This window comes from Spartinivicinus marinus (assembly GCF_026309355.1).
Taxonomy (GTDB): domain Bacteria; phylum Pseudomonadota; class Gammaproteobacteria; order Pseudomonadales; family Zooshikellaceae; genus Spartinivicinus; species Spartinivicinus marinus.
The window spans coordinates 3,820,546-3,835,597 of sequence record NZ_JAPJZK010000001.1 but is presented as its reverse complement, the minus strand read 5'-3'; the positions used below and the strand labels follow the sequence as shown (position 1 = coordinate 3,835,597).

The following is a 15,052-nucleotide window of genomic DNA, read 5'->3' as shown; positions in this document are numbered from 1 at the left end:
AGTAATAGGTTTTGTTACATAAGGCTAAGATGGTAAGATGGATATTTAAATGGAGAGCAAGATGGTAAAAATAACTTCTTTTATCGACATAAAAAGAGTTTTCGCGGCCACAATATTCTCGGCATTGACAATAACCCCCTCAGCAATACTAGCTGACCCTATTGCGGATATTAAAGCGTCATTCTCAAATACTACCTGTCACAAGCAGTATGAAAAGGATGGTAACCAAGATAACTATTGGGCATGTGCAGAAAAATTATTTCAGCAGGCAGACAGCGAGCTAAATAAAACTTATCAAAGCTTAATGAAAAATGGATTTGAAGGACCTCTTGCAAAAGATAGCCGTAATGCACTAAAACACTCACAGCGCGCGTGGATCAAATTCCGTAATGCTGACTGCGACAGAATTGGGGTAGTAGCTCGTGGCATTTCGAATGTTGATGTCATGTTTTGTAATATCTACCATACCAAGCTACGAACCATTCAATTAAGCAACTATTGATTGATGGTTTTTCAACATTGATAAAGTCACTGCTAGCTAACAATTTAAGTGTATGAGGTGTACCGAGCCTCACTCAATTGTCTCTATAATATTCATGCTTTGCTTTATGCTCGTGAGTTTTTTTTCATTTTCTTTTAAAAACATGTTGAACTCTTGAATAATCTCAGGGTGCTTTATTGTAGACAAATGAAAAGGATTTAACACATAAGGCAAGTCTGGATCTACTATTAAAGACTTCAATTTAACCATGCGTTGAAGATGAAAATTTGCTACTGAAAGCTCCATATCAGCTCCATCTACTCGCCCTAATATAACCATCTCTAACAGATTAGGAGCATCGCTAGATCGATAAATTGTTACCTTTTTTTGATCAATCAATTCCACGTCCTTTGTTCATTGGCAAAACCAACGTTCCCCCAATGGTAGTCACCACTGTTTTACTATAAACAACCCGCACATTTTTCTTCATATTTGGTGTCCACCAAGGATGATCTGGATATAAAAAATCAAGTGTTTTTTCTATCAAAAAACTTTCCTTTAAGCGTTTAATTGGTAGCGAATAATATTTCAATCTATATCCTTTTTTATCAGCAAAGAGGTCAAAAACAACCTTTGCATAGCTCTCATTTTCTTTAGATTTAGTAAAATTATAATGAGGGTAGTACATTGTATTTTCTACACCAACAAGATATTCTTTCCCTTCCGAAAACCTTCCAATAATAAAACACATTAAAATGATAACTTTTAATCGCTGCATATACTTTTTAAATGAAAACCCAGTTTTTTGAGTATAGTTGAAGTATGGATACCTTTGATTGATAGAATTCAACTTAGACGGGAAGCGTACGTCTAAACAATAGATGCACAAGAGTAGCTAATCTGCTAAGAGCTAGTACCTAGAATGCTTGAGAACGTGGAGCTGGAGGCATATCGCAGGTTTGTTGCTATACTCTTATCTAGGCACTTCAAAACCTTTTTGAAAACAACTGATCTTTGTTGAAGATATAAGAGAGATGATTATTAGTACTCCATCCTTCCATGAAAAGCGGCGGTCTATAAGGCGTGAAGTTAAATGGCAAGCCGCTCTCAAAGATGATGAACAAGGCCGAACGATTCCTGCTATCACAGTTAACATTTCAAAACATGGTGTATTGATAGCAACAGAGGGCTATTTTAAAAAGCCCCAGGTTATTTCATTAACGGTTCAAGCACTAATTCAAAACAAAAAAATAGTAATCAACACCATGGCTGAAGTTCGCCACGTGCTAGCAAAAGAAGATTTTTTTCAATTAGGTTTGCTGTTTACAGAGATTCAACCCGAAGACCAAGCATTCTTAGCCCATTTTGCAGAAGGCTCAGATGTAGAGGGTATTGGTTAGTTATCCATCTCGCTTCCCTTTAGTCACTATTTTATAGCGATTAATTTTTTCCACTAATGTTCGTCTTGGCATATTGAGTACTTCTGCAGTACGAGTTTGGTTCCAGTTATTGGCTTGCAAATAGCGTTCAATTAAAGCACTTTCATAGTCCTGAACTGCTTTTTTTAAGGATTGTTTAACAGGTAAATTTTCCAGTGAGAAGGTTTGTAATTCTGTGCCAACTGACTCTGCTGATTCAGCATTGCAGACCTGTTCTGGTAAGTGCTCTGGTAAAATAGCTGTACCTGACTCTACTAATAATACTGCTCGCTCTATAATATTCTGCAATTGCCGAACATTACCAGGGAATGAATAGCTTTTAAGTATTTCAATTGTGGATGGGGCTAGTCGGGCGGGTAAATTACCATAGTTTTTCGCATATAGCCGGATAAAATGCTTTGCTAATACAATAACATCATCCCCCCGCTCTCTTAAGGCAGGGAGAAAAATAGGGAAAACACTCAATCGATAGTATAAGTCTTCTCTAAAACTGCCCGCAGTTATCTTTCCCTCCAAGTCACAGTGGGTAGCTGCAATAATTCTCACATCCACTTTATGGGACTGAGTGGCCCCTAATGGCCGTACTTCCCCTTCTTGCAAAACTCTTAACAACTTTGCTTGCAAATTTAATGGCATATCGCCAATTTCATCTAAAAATAGCGTGCCACCATTTGCTTCATCAAATAATCCTTTTTTATCAGTAGTTGCACCAGTAAAACTACCTTTTTTGTAGCCAAATAGTTCACTTTCCAACAATTGCTCAGGCACAGCCGCACAGTTCTGAGTAATAAAAGGTTTGTTACTACGCTCACTATTATTATGAATAGCTCGGGCAAACACTTCTTTACCAGTGCCAGTTTCGCCTCTTAACAAGACATTAACGGGCGAGGCAACCACCTTATCCATTAAAGCATATGCCTGCTGCATCGTCTGGCTTTCACCAATAATTTGGTAGTTATTTAAACGTTTACGACTTTGCTTTAAGTGTTTATTTTCTTTTTCAAGCTGCTGATTGGTTTCACCCAGTAAATCAATTAACTTTTTATTGGCATCAATTAAATACGCATTATTTAATGCCACTGCAGCATGGGCTGCAAAGGATAAGGCTAATGCTTCCATAGCAACAAATGAAGAAGGCTCCCCCTGCTGATTTCTGGCATTGGCTAATAGCAGCACCCCCAAGGTTTTTTCTTCATGATCACGCAACGGCACCACCATTAACGAACGGGTTTTAGTATCATAACGTTTATCTTGTTCATAAATGGATGAAAAATCGAAGCCTATAAACCCCGCATAAATATCATCAATCAACTGTGGTTTACCAGTTAATGCAGCAAATACACAGATATTATCTGTGTTAAACTGACCAACCGATTGCAGAGGAATACCTTCTGTTTCGTTGACCTCTTGTACTTCATCCAGCCATTTGGCTACTTTTAGATTTAAATAGGTTTTCGTCACATCCAAAACAAAAATAGCCACACCTTCTGCGGAAATCACTTCGCCTGCATGAATAACAATTTTTTTTAATAATGCATTAGTATTTTGCTCAGTGGCAAAAGCAGTGGTTGATGCAAGTAAAGCTTGAAGTTGAGTTTGATGGTACTGCACGGTCTCCATACCTCATAAATAAAATTTTTGATTCTATACCCTTCTCGAATGATTTTTAGGGTTTGTTGTCGTCACAATTCACCTCAATCATTTATAAAAACATAAACTCATGGGGTTTCATCGCTCGACGGTCGCCCCGAAAAGCCATTCGCTTTGGCTACAATTACCCTGCTAATGCAGGGTAATTAGACTCAAGTAGAGGTAAAATTTATTGTGGGGTTACGATAAACTCCTTATTTTCACTAATGCTGACTTGTAATTGACTATATTGTTCGTGCTCACCTGCCAAGTTTAGCAAGCAATCGGATATTTTCGGTAAAAGGGCACCATTTATCAGCTGATCAATATTTCTGGCGCCAGCTTCTACTTCTGTACAACGGGAAGCCATTTGCTCGATAAAGTCATTTCCATACACCAACTCAAGCTTCTGCTTTTCTTGCAGCCTTTTACCCAGTTTTTGCAGTTTAAGCACAACCAGATCCTCCATTACTTCCTGACCAATGGGGAAGAAAGGCACTATTTTCATTCTGGCTAACAGAGCAGGTTTAAAATGAGCACTTAAGGTTGGTCTAATTGCTTCAGACAACTCTTCTTGGGTTGGTTTATTACCACCTTCACATAGTTTACAAATAATGTCAGAAGCTAGGTTACTAGTCATAAAAATAAGGGTGTTTTTAAAATCAATTTCTCTGCCCTCACCATCTGACAAAGTACCTTTATCAAAAACTTGATAGAACAGGTTCATGACTTCAAGATCAGCTTTTTCCACCTCATCAAGCAATACCAAAGAATAAGGTCGTTGTCGTACGGCTTCAGTTAATACGCCACCCTCACCATATCCCACATACCCTGGAGGAGACCCGACTAAGCGCGATACCGTGTGTTTTTCCTGAAATTCTGACATATTAATGGTGGTCATAAACCGTTCACCACCAAAATTCAGATCAGCCACATTCAAAGCGGTTTCAGTTTTACCTACACCACTGGGCCCAACCAGTAAAAAGACACCTGTCGGAGTATCTGGGTTATTAAGCCCTACTTTAGCTGCTTTTAGCGCCTTATCTATTTCAACCACCGCATGGTTTTGACCTTTCACCCGTTGCTGCATTTGCTCCACAAAGTTTAATGCTCCAGCAGAGGTGTCAGCCAACATTTTACTGGCAGGTATTCCTGTCCAGGCTGCAATCACCTGGGCAATCACTAGTGGGCTCACTTCATAATTGACCAATGGAAATTCTTTTTGTAGCTCAGCTAATTCATCTTCAGCCTGCTGTAAAGACGCCGTAATTTCAGCTACTGTTAATTCAGGCTCTCCTTCTTCTTCTGTGGCTTTTTCTGCCTCTTGTGCTTGGTACAGTTTGTCTCGCCACTCCAAAATTTCATTAACTTTATCCCGCTGTTGTTGCCAGAGGTCTTTTAACATCACCAAGTGTTCTGAAACTTCAGTAACTTCATCATTTAATTCATTTAGTCGGTCTTCTGTTAAGCGCACCCCCAGCTGCCGATCTCGTTCAATCCCTAAGCGCTCACGATCTAGAGTGGCCAATTTAAATTCTGCATCCTCAACTTGTGCGGGCTTAGAAGCCAGGCTGACTTTAATTCGGGCACAGGCTGTATCCAATACATCAACTGCTTTATCAGGTAGCTGACGACCTGAAACATAACGATCAGATAACCTAGCCGCGGATTCTACTGCATCATCCCGCACATACACCCCATGGGTTTGTTCATAAATACCTTTTAAACCACGTAAAATAATGGCTGCTTGATGGGCATTCGGCTCGTCTAATTTCACCAACTGGAAGCGACGGGCTAAAGCAGGATCTTTTTCAAAATATTTTTTATATTCTGACCAGGTAGTTGCAGCAACTGTGCGTAAATCTCCTCTGGCTAAGGCGGGTTTTAATAAGTTAGCCGCATCACCACCCCCTGCTTGGTTACCTGCCCCAATCAAAGTATGGGCTTCATCAATGAATAAAATAATAGGCTTAACGGAAGTCTGAATTTCATTAATAACGGCTTTTAGTCGTTTTTCAAACTCTCCTTTAACACTGGCACCGGCTTGCAGTAAACCCATATCCAAGCCTAACAGGGTGACATCCTGTAATACCGAAGGCACATCGCCTTGAACAATTTTTAAAGCTAAACCCTCAACTACAGCTGTTTTACCAACACCCGGCTCCCCTACACAAATGGGGTTGTTTTTGCGACGACGCGACAAAATATCAACCATTTGTCGTATTTCTTGCTCACGACAGAATACTGGATCTATTTTTCCATGCTGCGCTTGCTCAGTAAAGTTGATCGTATATTTACTTAAAGCACTTCCCTCACCAGACTGATGGCCTACTGATTGCCCTGCGGTAGCACCTTTGTGATCATCTTCCCAGCGACCTTGAATCAACTGCTTTAACTCATCAACAGGGATTGCTCTTAGCACATCGTAATAAGCGTGACGGGAGAAGCGCAGCTCATTATCTAAAATGGCACAAATTAAAATGCCTGGGGTAATGGCATCCATTTTCAGTGCGACATGGGCTAATATATACGCCTCTTGCAACCAATCCTGTAAAAAGCGTGATAATACTGGGCGACCATGGTGCCCTCCACGCATATCCTGCTCTCGCTGCACGGCTTTTTCCAGCTGGCTTAACTCAATTTCATAATGCTTCAGAATTTTCTGAACTTCACCCTCTTCCTCAGCCATTAACTCAAGCAGTACATCTTCTGCAGTAATCTCGTAGCCTTCGCGGGCCACACAGCGACTGGCGGCATTTTCCATTGCATTACGACTCTCTGGCGAGAGCGCAGAAATGATAATGTTGAGATCCAGCTTCATATACTTAATACCTTACTTAGACTCATTCAAATCAAAAAAAGTTGTAACATTTCTAGGCTAGCAGATTACTTAACAACTACTTATTGACAGCTTACTAAAAGCCTGTGTATGTGGTGCACTTTGTATAAATATAAACGTGCTTTATGCACACTTATAAAAATGCACCACTAGGAAGAACCACTTCATAATGGCTATCATCATCTATATGCTCTCCTAGCCAAGTTGACCAACCCAGTTTGCAGGTTGAGCTTTCTTTCAACTCTAACTTAGGTGCTTCATATTTTCGTAAACCAAGCTTAATGTCGTATTCCAGCTGATCGCGTTGAATAAACCGAATTAACTCATGCAAAGGTCGATAGTAGTCCCCAGTAGGTAAAAAGCGTTCAAACTTATCCAAGGATAAATCTTTAATAACCACTCGAAACTTTCCTGAGCGGTCTCTGATTGAGGCACCAAGCACCAGGTTCATACCCACTTCGCAGTTAGCAGCACCTAAGCTATTGAGCTGGTCATCGCTGATTTTCACCACACGCAATTTACACTGCTCGATATAGACCGCCCGATGGCGAAAATAATGCCGTATAATACCTGACATTATTCCTGCCGAATGACTCTTCATGCTCAACAAACCTAAATAGGGTAGTAAGCGATGCCAATGCAAATGGGTTTGTTGTCTTAATTCAATATCCCCCAAGCCAATTAGGGAAAACATTTGTTGAGAAAAAGAGTCCAGCGCACCTTTTTCATAGTTCAGATAATAACGGTATTTTTTCCAACACTGGTAAAGCTGTTCAATAAACCGATGATTAAATACATCCATAAAATCCCGAATAGGGTGATTTTCGGGATCATTTTGTACAATTTGCTCACTATAAAAAGCAGGTAATGGCGAGGCAGGGCCATATAGCCCCATCATATTAACAGTGAGCAGAAAGTGTTCGAGGTTACCAAGATGGTGCTTTATTTCAGCTAAATCACTGGGCGGAAAAGCTAAAGTAGCATTAGCACGAAAACGCAATTGTGGCGCTTCACCAGTTTGTTTTTCAGTTTTTGGCAAGTAGTGGCTATTTAATAAGTGCACCACTTGAAAGAAAGCATAATGCTTCCCTTTTGCCAGTAAGTCATCCATTAAAGAATGGGTTGTTGGCCTATTCTCGCTTCCCACTGGTAAATCTCTCCATTCTCAATTCCAACCACTTCTAACATATGAAATGAGTTTAATGATACATACAAGGCAAAAAACTCATTTAATACTGAAGCAAACTGATACATATCCCCTTCATTAGCAAATTTGCTTTCCCGTAAATGCAAACGGGTTTTTATACCTCTTATCGGTAAGCCTTTATATAGCCGGTCAATATTAAAGTGCTCAATTTCTTCAATGCCTTCTAAACGGCTTTTGCTGACTTTAGCGTACTGCCGATCATAATAACTACGGTAGTCATAAGTCGATAACACACTTCGCAACGCCGCCACATTAACCAGGGATACATAATTCAACGACATATTGGAAATGACCCGCCAATGAAAGCCTTTATCCAGCGGAGGGGTAAATGAGTGGGTAACTTTGGTAATATTTGAAAAAGGAGCAAACTCAGGTGTTTCCCCCATAGTTTGTTTGATATCACCAATAGACAACTTTTGCGGTAAATCCCGATTACTACAGGTTAGGTCTACCGAAATGGTTTCAGCCTGGGGGGATAAGTCTTCATCATTATGAGAAACAAATGATAGGTAAGTATCTACACCATGCAGGTTCACCGAGCTTTTTAGCCGGGTTCGATAATAAATATCCTGCTGACTACCGCCTAAACTGGTGGCATGATCAAATGATTCAAACGGTTTATAATCACGCCGTAGCCGGTCACTGTGCCCCCAGCCCACGACTTTATCAATACTATAAATTTCATAATGCAGAGGATTATCACCTGATGGTTGAACCCGATACTCTGTTCGCCGCTGATCCATCCGTAATGGCGTGGCATCATGATTAAACAAGTTGACTACTGGTGTACAGAATAACTGAATATTTTCCTTTTTAGGTACATTTTGTCGTTCAATACTTTGATCAAAATACACATTAATGGAAAACTGTTTGGCCTGCTGCAACAGATCACTAATGCTTTCATTTTGATACAGTTTATTCAGTTGCCGAATATCAATAAATGAATATTTTTCAGGTAAGCTAAAATACTCTTGAATTAATCGATAACCCAAAAATGTATTATCAGAATAAGGTAATAAGGCTTCATTTTCAGCAAATCCCACCGGGTAAACAGCAGACTTATCTAGTTGAAGAGCAACTATTTCTTCATCATTTTTTAAAACAAACTCAATCTTTGTAACATGCCGGATAAACAAGTGATACAACGTCAAACTAATATTAAAGTCACCGTGTAAAAACAGCCTTAAATAATCAAGGTCAATTTCACTTAATACCGCATTACCCGCTAACTGAAAATCCAGTTGAATGCTACTACCAACCGCCTGTTGACGATAGCTTAAATTGGTCAACGCAAAGGGGTAGAGATCTATATCATAAGCGATTTTAAAGGTACAACGAGTACCATCCACTGGAGAAGAAGCAACTTTGGCTCCCCGTTCAATCGGGTATTTATCGGAAATACTACTGTCTGGCCGGAACTGAATAATACTCATGGACGGCACCGGCTTAAGAAAGTTTGGCCATAATAAACTCATAACTGAGTGCGATAGCTCAGGTAACTCATCATCGAGTTTTTGGCGAAGTCGGCCGGTTAAAAAGGCAAACCCTTCTAACAGCCGCTCCACATCAGGGTCTTGCTCTCGCACAGATAAAAACGGCGCCAGTCGTGGGTTTTTTTCAGCAAACTCTTTACCCAGCTCACGTACCGCAGCCAGTTCGTCTTGGAAGTACTTATTAAAAGCCACAGCTACCTCTTATTATCCCTTAACTGTCGCATGTCCCGTCCCAGCCAACTCCGTTTCAAAGGTAATACGGGTTTTCTGGTCTTCTAATTGAATATCAGCCACTATATGAAAGCGAAGGACCAGCGGGTTTTCTGGGTCATCATAATGTTTCACCCGAATTGACGATAACCTTGGTTCATACTCAGTTAAAAACTCTTCAATTGCTTTTTTTATTTCGCTGATTGCATCCGGAAACTGCGATACCAAATCATTAAAATCAGGCATTCCATATTCAGGTAATGCCATCACACTGCCTTCCCGTACATTTAACATTTCTTGCACATGGGCCAACACTGAGCGATGTAACTTACGCTCATCAAAGGCCATGGTGTAATGGCTTTTGGTTTCCGCATTTTGGATTCGCTCAAATAGACGCAGTTCTGAGGCCATAATACATTCCTACAGATATAGCATTGCCAGAAAGTAAGAACGGCCCTAAGGCCGATCTCACTTTCTGACTAAATAACACGCTATTGTTAGGTTTTATCCAGTTTACCCACTAGCGATAGAGTAAAGTCAGCACCCATATACTTAAAGTGTGGTCTAACTGACAAACCAACCCGATACCAGCCTGGTTCACCTTCAACATCCGAAACAGTGACTTTTGCTGCCCGTAATGGCCGACGACTTCTGACTTCGGGAGATGGATTTTCCTGATCTGCAATATACTGGCGAATCCAGTTATTCAGTTCACGTTCAAGGTCAGAGCGCTCTTTCCAGCTACCAATATGCTCCCGTTGCAGTACTTTTAAGTAGTGAGCTAAACGGTTAATGATAAACATATACGGCAACTGGGTACCTAACTTATAGTTCAGCTCAGCAGCTTTACCTTCTGGACTATTTCCAAAGTTTTTAGGTTTTTGCACAGAGTTTGCCGAGAAAAAGGCGGCATTATCACTACCCTTACGCATGGTTAAGGGAATAAAGCCTTCATCAGATAATTCAAATTCCCGCCGATCAGAAATCAACACCTCAGTGGGGATTTTCATTTCGATATCCCCCATTGATTCATACAGGTGGACTGGTAGGTCTTCCACTGCACCACCACTACGGGGACCGATAATATTAGGGCACCAGCGGTATTTTGCGAAACTATCAGTTAATCGAGTTGCAAATGAATAGGCCGTATTACCCCACAAATAATCTTCATGGCTGGCAGAAACATCTTCTTTGTATTCAAATGCCTTCACTGGATTTTCTTCAGGGTCATAAGGTTGACGCAGCAAGAATCGAGGCATGGTTAAGCCTACATAACGAGAGTCTTCCGACTCTCTAAAGCTGTGCCATTTAGCAAACTGGGGGCCTTCAAAGATAGATTTTAAATCTTTCAGGTTAGGTAATCCTTCAAAATTATCTAAGCCGAAGAATTTAGGGCCTGCTGCTGCAATAAAGGGTGCATGGGCCATTGCAGAAACACTTGCGGTATTTTGCAATAATTTGACATCCGCAGCACTGGGAGAAAATTCATAGTTAGCTATGATTGCACCTACCGGCTGGCCACCAAATGTGCCATATTCTGCCGTATAAGCTAATTTATATAGCCCAGATTTAGTAATTTCTGGTGCATCTTCAAAGTCATCAAATAGATCTTGCTTTGAAGCATTTAATACTTCAATTTTTACATTTTCGCGAAAATCGGTACGGTCAACTAACAGCTTCAACCCTCGCCATGCAGACTCCATGGACTGAAATTTTTCATGGTGTAAAATCTGGTCGACCTGTTTACTGAGCTGGGAATCAATTTCTGCAATCATCCGGTCAACTAGGTTTTTATTGACTCGCTCTTCTTTATTTTGCGGCTTGAGCAGCTCAGAAATAAAGGCGCTCACACCTTTTTTGGCTACATCATAGCCATCATCTTCTGGGCGCATTTTCGTTTGCTGAACAATAGTATCCAGCAATGAGCCACCTTCCAGCTCTTGGCCTGCCTGTTCCTGTTTAGTTTCTGGTGAATCAGCCATTGTACTCTCCTAGCCAACTAGTCACTTACTCTGCAGTGTCGTCAATACCCAACTCTTTTAAGATGGTTTCCCGAGAAGCAGGATCAGCCAAAGCGCCCTGAATTGCTTTACGAAATGCAGGCACATTACCCAATGGCCCCTTTAAGGCAACTAAAGCACTTCTTAGCTCTAATAGCTGATTAAGCTCAGGTACTTGTCTAACAATGCTCTCTGGCTCAAAATCACGCATATTTTCAAAACGTAAATTCACCTCTAATTCGTCGTCCTCAGTGGGGTTGTCAACCAAGGTGCTGGCTACTGCTAGATCAAGTGAGATTTTCTGGCTTTTTAATACATCATTGAAGTTATCTTTATCCACATTAAAGGGCTTACGCTCTTCAATTAAACGGTCATCTTCACGATGGGTGAAATCGCCTACCACCATCAGCTTCAGGGGTAATTCGACTTCTTCTTGGGCATCACCAGTTTCAGGCTTGTAAGCGACATTAATCCGCTCTTTCGGTGCTACTGAACCCTCTTTAGCCATCTTTCATTTCCCTCTAATTACTTTACCTATCAATCACAAATACTTTGGTCAGTCACAAAAAATTGGGGCTATAAATCAAAAGCTGCAGCCATATCAAAGCAGCATAAACGTGCTTGCAGCTGTTCCACTCGGGCCTTATCCAAATCTTTATTCGATAGTTTTTTATAACACTTTAGCAACATTACTGTCGTTTGTATGGTTAATTCGCTATCCCAATGATAACCATTGTTTTCCGCAAGTTGCTGATCAATCGCTTCTAATAAAGGACAGGCTAGCTCATATTTTTTTAAATCAAAGCAAAACTGTGCTTGTTGCAGCTGCCAGTAGGTTCGCTCCCGCCCTGATGCTGACTGCTGAATACCTTGCTGAAACACTTTCAATGCTGCGGGAATTTGCTTTTGCTTCACCAACTCTTTTGCATCTTTATAGGCTGTCAGCCATGGAGCTTCCTGCTGAGAAGCACCTGTATTTGCAGCATCGCCCCCGCCACTTAACGCACTGTTAACCGTTGTTTTAATCCAGTCTCGGGTATCATCATCTGCAAATGGGGTTTCATCTTTAAATTGCAGTTCTGTCAGCTCTGGGTATTTTTCCAAAAATAAACCTAGTTGAATCACCACAGCCCGACTAGCCTCAAAAAAACCCAGCTGTTGCAATGCCTCTGCAACTAAACGATGACCATCCAACCAAAAAGGTGCTTTCGACAGGCTCACTTCGATATCAGGAATTAACTCTCGAAACTGACCATTTGTCAGCATTTGCTCATACTGCTCACGTTTATCTTTTGGCACTGGCATTAACTGGGTATGGCCATTTTGATGGTGGGGCAATTGCCAGATATTCATCCAGGTTGCTTGTCGATTAAGTTCATAAGCTAATGGACTATCCAATTTAGCTTGGCGAAGATAATCCGCTATCTGACGTGTTCTATCCTGGACCTGACGAATGGCTTTCTGGCAATCTCGCTCATTGGCAATATCCCCAGTGATTGGTGCTAACGCAGCAGCAGAGCTGGCAGTGGCCGTTGGAGCAGGTGAAGGTTTAGCTGGCTGAGAAACAGCTGTTGGTGTTGCTGCATTCTCGGTTGTATCGGGTGGAGCTTGTTCTGATGCTGCTTGTTCAGGGGTTGTTTCAAGTTTTGGTGCTGGCTTGGGTTCTTCAGGCAACGAATCCAACTTCTCAAGCAATAGCCTCCTTAAATCACCCATGGCTGGTGCATGATCACCCATCTTATCGGGCAATGAAGACTCCAGTTGTTGAATAATATCAACTAACTCACTCAATTGTGACCGGTCTGCTGGGTTAGGCTGCCATGCTTCAAACGGCGTAACTAAATCATCGACTAACCATTCGATTGCATTTCCTCTGGCACGCATTCTTTTCTTCGGGGGAAACATTGTATCCCACAACGAATCACACATTGTGGCCACTACTTTAAAGCCAGCTATAACGCCAGCTAACTGATGCTGCTCATACAACGCCCGTGCTAGGTAACAACCAATTAAAATATCTTTAGATTGATTAGTCAGATGATCTCTGCAAGCTTCAACCACTTTACGCCAGTTGGCTGAACCTTGATCAGTCAGCGAGCCAACTTTGCTAACTTCCCCTTCTGCTATTTCATAGCTGGCAGCATAACGTGCTTCACTTGCAGGAGGAGCAGTAGCTGGTAATGGTTGAGTAGCAAGCGCCAACCATTTCTCTACATCCAACGCGCTCATGCTCTATCAGTCCTCTTTATTCCCTTTAGCTTCTTTTACTGCTTCTGTTACTTTTACTGCTTTCACTTTTAGCTTGCTTTGCTTTCCTGATAGTCCTTAACGCTGCAGTCTTATCAACTAATAGACTTAAATTGCTGAGAGAGCTTAAATGTTCATAAATCAACTGCATATAATTGGTTACAATTAATTCTCTAAGTTGTGATTCAGGTAAAGTTTGTAGTTTTTTCTTACTTACAACCATAAAACCAGTGAGGGATAAATTATCACCTTTATGCATATTTATTTGAGCATTCATTGGTTCAAATAAATCGAGAGTCTTCAATTTCTGACAAAAAGTTTGCGTTGAACCACTGGCTTGTTGAAAGTGTTTTAAAAAATCAACTTTACTTTGTAGGTACTCACTACTCTCACCTTGTTCAGTAAATAATTCTTTGCCTTCTGTATCACCAGCAGTGGTTAACATAGGCGCAGCATCATCAATACATACGACCAACTCATTATTATTCTCTGGTACATCTGCCAAAATAAACGGATACCGTCGGATATAGGCAGGAACATATTTAACAGTCCAGATACCTTTGTCATTAACAAACAGGTTCACCTGATGCTCCAAGCCTAATAGAGCACTGGGTTGGATCTGATCTTCATGCTGAACAAATACTATCGGGTAAAACTTGCAAGCTTGATTAAACTCAATATCTGCGAGGTAGACCGCGTTAACTGATTTAGCAAAACCATATTGATTATTTTCAACCAGCTCAAGCTGATGGTGATCAGCAGCTCGCAGCGGCACTATGTGTTGATAAAACGCATACTTTTTCTGGTTCATCCTCTGTCTTCTTTGCTTAATTGGGGTAGACGCATATACGCCGCAAGCCAATAAATCACTAGTAGTGTATCCTATCTTTCCAAAGGGTAGACCATCAAGACAGCTTAATCCTAATAGATCACCATTCCCAAAAGCATCCAATTAATAAAGGTAATAAAAGGGCTACCAGTTTGTAGTTCAAAGATTAGGTTCTAAATGACCAGGCAAGTGACTATTTAGCAGTCATTTTCATTGCTAAAAACTAGTTACAAGCAGTATAAGTTAACCACCAATAAAAACGTCACTACTGCCCATCGCGACGGAGCCTCCACAACTAATTCTATCTCCCACTCGACCAGCAGCAGAGCCATTAATCATGACAGAGGATGAACCTGCAGCTAAAGAACCAGGGTGAGGAGGACAGTTAGGGCAGCCATGGGGCATATACATATCACCCGCTTTTATTGCTGGCCGGCCATTAATTAAGACATTGGTACTACCAGTGATAGATGGACGAGGCGGAAAACAACCATGTCCTGTACAAATATCACCAAGCCGTGTTGCTGCCGGCATAATCACGCTCCCAGACATTTTCTACTACGCAAAACACTGATATCAAGTTATTCACTGGTTATATTGATTCAATGAAGAATTTATTGCTGATATAGGAATATTACCAGTAATGACTACACCTTTTTATACTACTTATGTAGAACA

14 protein-coding genes are annotated in these 15,052 nt (G+C 41.0%); 2 read left to right on the top strand and 12 right to left on the bottom strand.

Annotated features, from left to right (window positions below):
- Positions 1-61: 61 nt before the first annotated feature.
- Complete coding sequence (locus tag OQE68_RS17480) at positions 62-502, top strand: lysozyme inhibitor LprI family protein (protein ID WP_180570296.1); 441 nt, start codon at positions 62-64, stop codon at positions 500-502.
- A 69-nt stretch (positions 503-571) separates the two neighbouring features.
- Here OQE68_RS17480 and OQE68_RS17475 read toward each other — a convergent pair whose 3' ends face one another.
- Both OQE68_RS17475 and OQE68_RS17470 read right to left on the bottom strand, forming a co-directional pair.
- A complete protein-coding gene (locus OQE68_RS17475) occupies positions 572-880 on the bottom strand; it encodes a hypothetical protein (protein WP_180570295.1) in 309 nt (102 codons plus the stop codon).
- Positions 873-1,259 (bottom strand): hypothetical protein, encoded by a 387-nt coding sequence (locus OQE68_RS17470; protein WP_180570294.1) that lies wholly within the window; start codon positions 1,257-1,259, stop codon positions 873-875. The genes OQE68_RS17475 and OQE68_RS17470 overlap by 8 nt, the downstream gene beginning before the upstream one ends.
- 256 nt (positions 1,260-1,515) lie before the next feature.
- On the opposite strand from OQE68_RS17470, the gene OQE68_RS17465 reads away from it, so the two are divergent.
- A complete protein-coding gene (locus tag OQE68_RS17465; RefSeq protein ID WP_180570293.1) occupies positions 1,516-1,881 on the top strand; it encodes a PilZ domain-containing protein in 366 nt (121 codons plus the stop codon).
- Here OQE68_RS17465 and OQE68_RS17460 read toward each other — a convergent pair whose 3' ends face one another.
- The 10 genes from OQE68_RS17460 to OQE68_RS17415 all read right to left on the bottom strand — a co-directional run bounded on the left by OQE68_RS17460 (position 1,882) and on the right by OQE68_RS17415 (position 14,908).
- A complete protein-coding gene (locus OQE68_RS17460; RefSeq protein WP_180570292.1) occupies positions 1,882-3,531 on the bottom strand; it encodes a sigma-54-dependent Fis family transcriptional regulator in 1,650 nt (549 codons plus the stop codon).
- 208 nt (positions 3,532-3,739) lie between these two features.
- Entirely contained in the window at positions 3,740-6,370 is a 2,631-nt protein-coding gene (tssH, locus tag OQE68_RS17455; RefSeq protein ID WP_180570291.1) for a type VI secretion system ATPase TssH, read from the bottom strand.
- A gap of 151 nt (positions 6,371-6,521) precedes the next feature.
- Positions 6,522-7,535: a type VI secretion system baseplate subunit TssG gene (tssG, locus tag OQE68_RS17450; protein WP_266195764.1), complete on the bottom strand. Its 1,014-nt coding sequence runs from the start codon at positions 7,533-7,535 to the stop codon at positions 6,522-6,524.
- A complete protein-coding gene (gene tssF, locus OQE68_RS17445; RefSeq protein ID WP_180570289.1) occupies positions 7,499-9,280 on the bottom strand; it encodes a type VI secretion system baseplate subunit TssF in 1,782 nt (593 codons plus the stop codon). The genes tssG and tssF overlap by 37 nt, the downstream gene beginning before the upstream one ends.
- A 12-nt stretch (positions 9,281-9,292) precedes the next feature.
- Positions 9,293-9,709 (bottom strand): type VI secretion system baseplate subunit TssE, encoded by a 417-nt coding sequence (tssE, locus tag OQE68_RS17440; protein WP_180570288.1) that lies wholly within the window; start codon positions 9,707-9,709, stop codon positions 9,293-9,295.
- Between the two features lie 86 nt (positions 9,710-9,795).
- The gene (gene tssC, locus OQE68_RS17435; RefSeq protein ID WP_180570287.1) at positions 9,796-11,280 is read right to left on the bottom strand and encodes a type VI secretion system contractile sheath large subunit; all 1,485 of its coding nucleotides are present in this window, start codon (positions 11,278-11,280) and stop codon (positions 9,796-9,798) included.
- A 25-nt stretch (positions 11,281-11,305) separates the two neighbouring features.
- Complete coding sequence (gene tssB, locus OQE68_RS17430; RefSeq protein ID WP_180570286.1) at positions 11,306-11,806, bottom strand: type VI secretion system contractile sheath small subunit; 501 nt, start codon at positions 11,804-11,806, stop codon at positions 11,306-11,308.
- A 68-nt stretch (positions 11,807-11,874) separates the two neighbouring features.
- A complete protein-coding gene (gene tssA / locus OQE68_RS17425) occupies positions 11,875-13,527 on the bottom strand; it encodes a type VI secretion system protein TssA (RefSeq protein WP_180570285.1) in 1,653 nt (550 codons plus the stop codon).
- Between the two features lie 25 nt (positions 13,528-13,552).
- The gene (locus OQE68_RS17420) at positions 13,553-14,356 is read right to left on the bottom strand and encodes a SapC family protein (protein WP_180570284.1); all 804 of its coding nucleotides are present in this window, start codon (positions 14,354-14,356) and stop codon (positions 13,553-13,555) included.
- Between the two features lie 261 nt (positions 14,357-14,617).
- Entirely contained in the window at positions 14,618-14,908 is a 291-nt protein-coding gene (locus OQE68_RS17415; RefSeq protein ID WP_180570283.1) for a PAAR domain-containing protein, read from the bottom strand.
- Positions 14,909-15,052 lie beyond the last annotated feature (144 nt).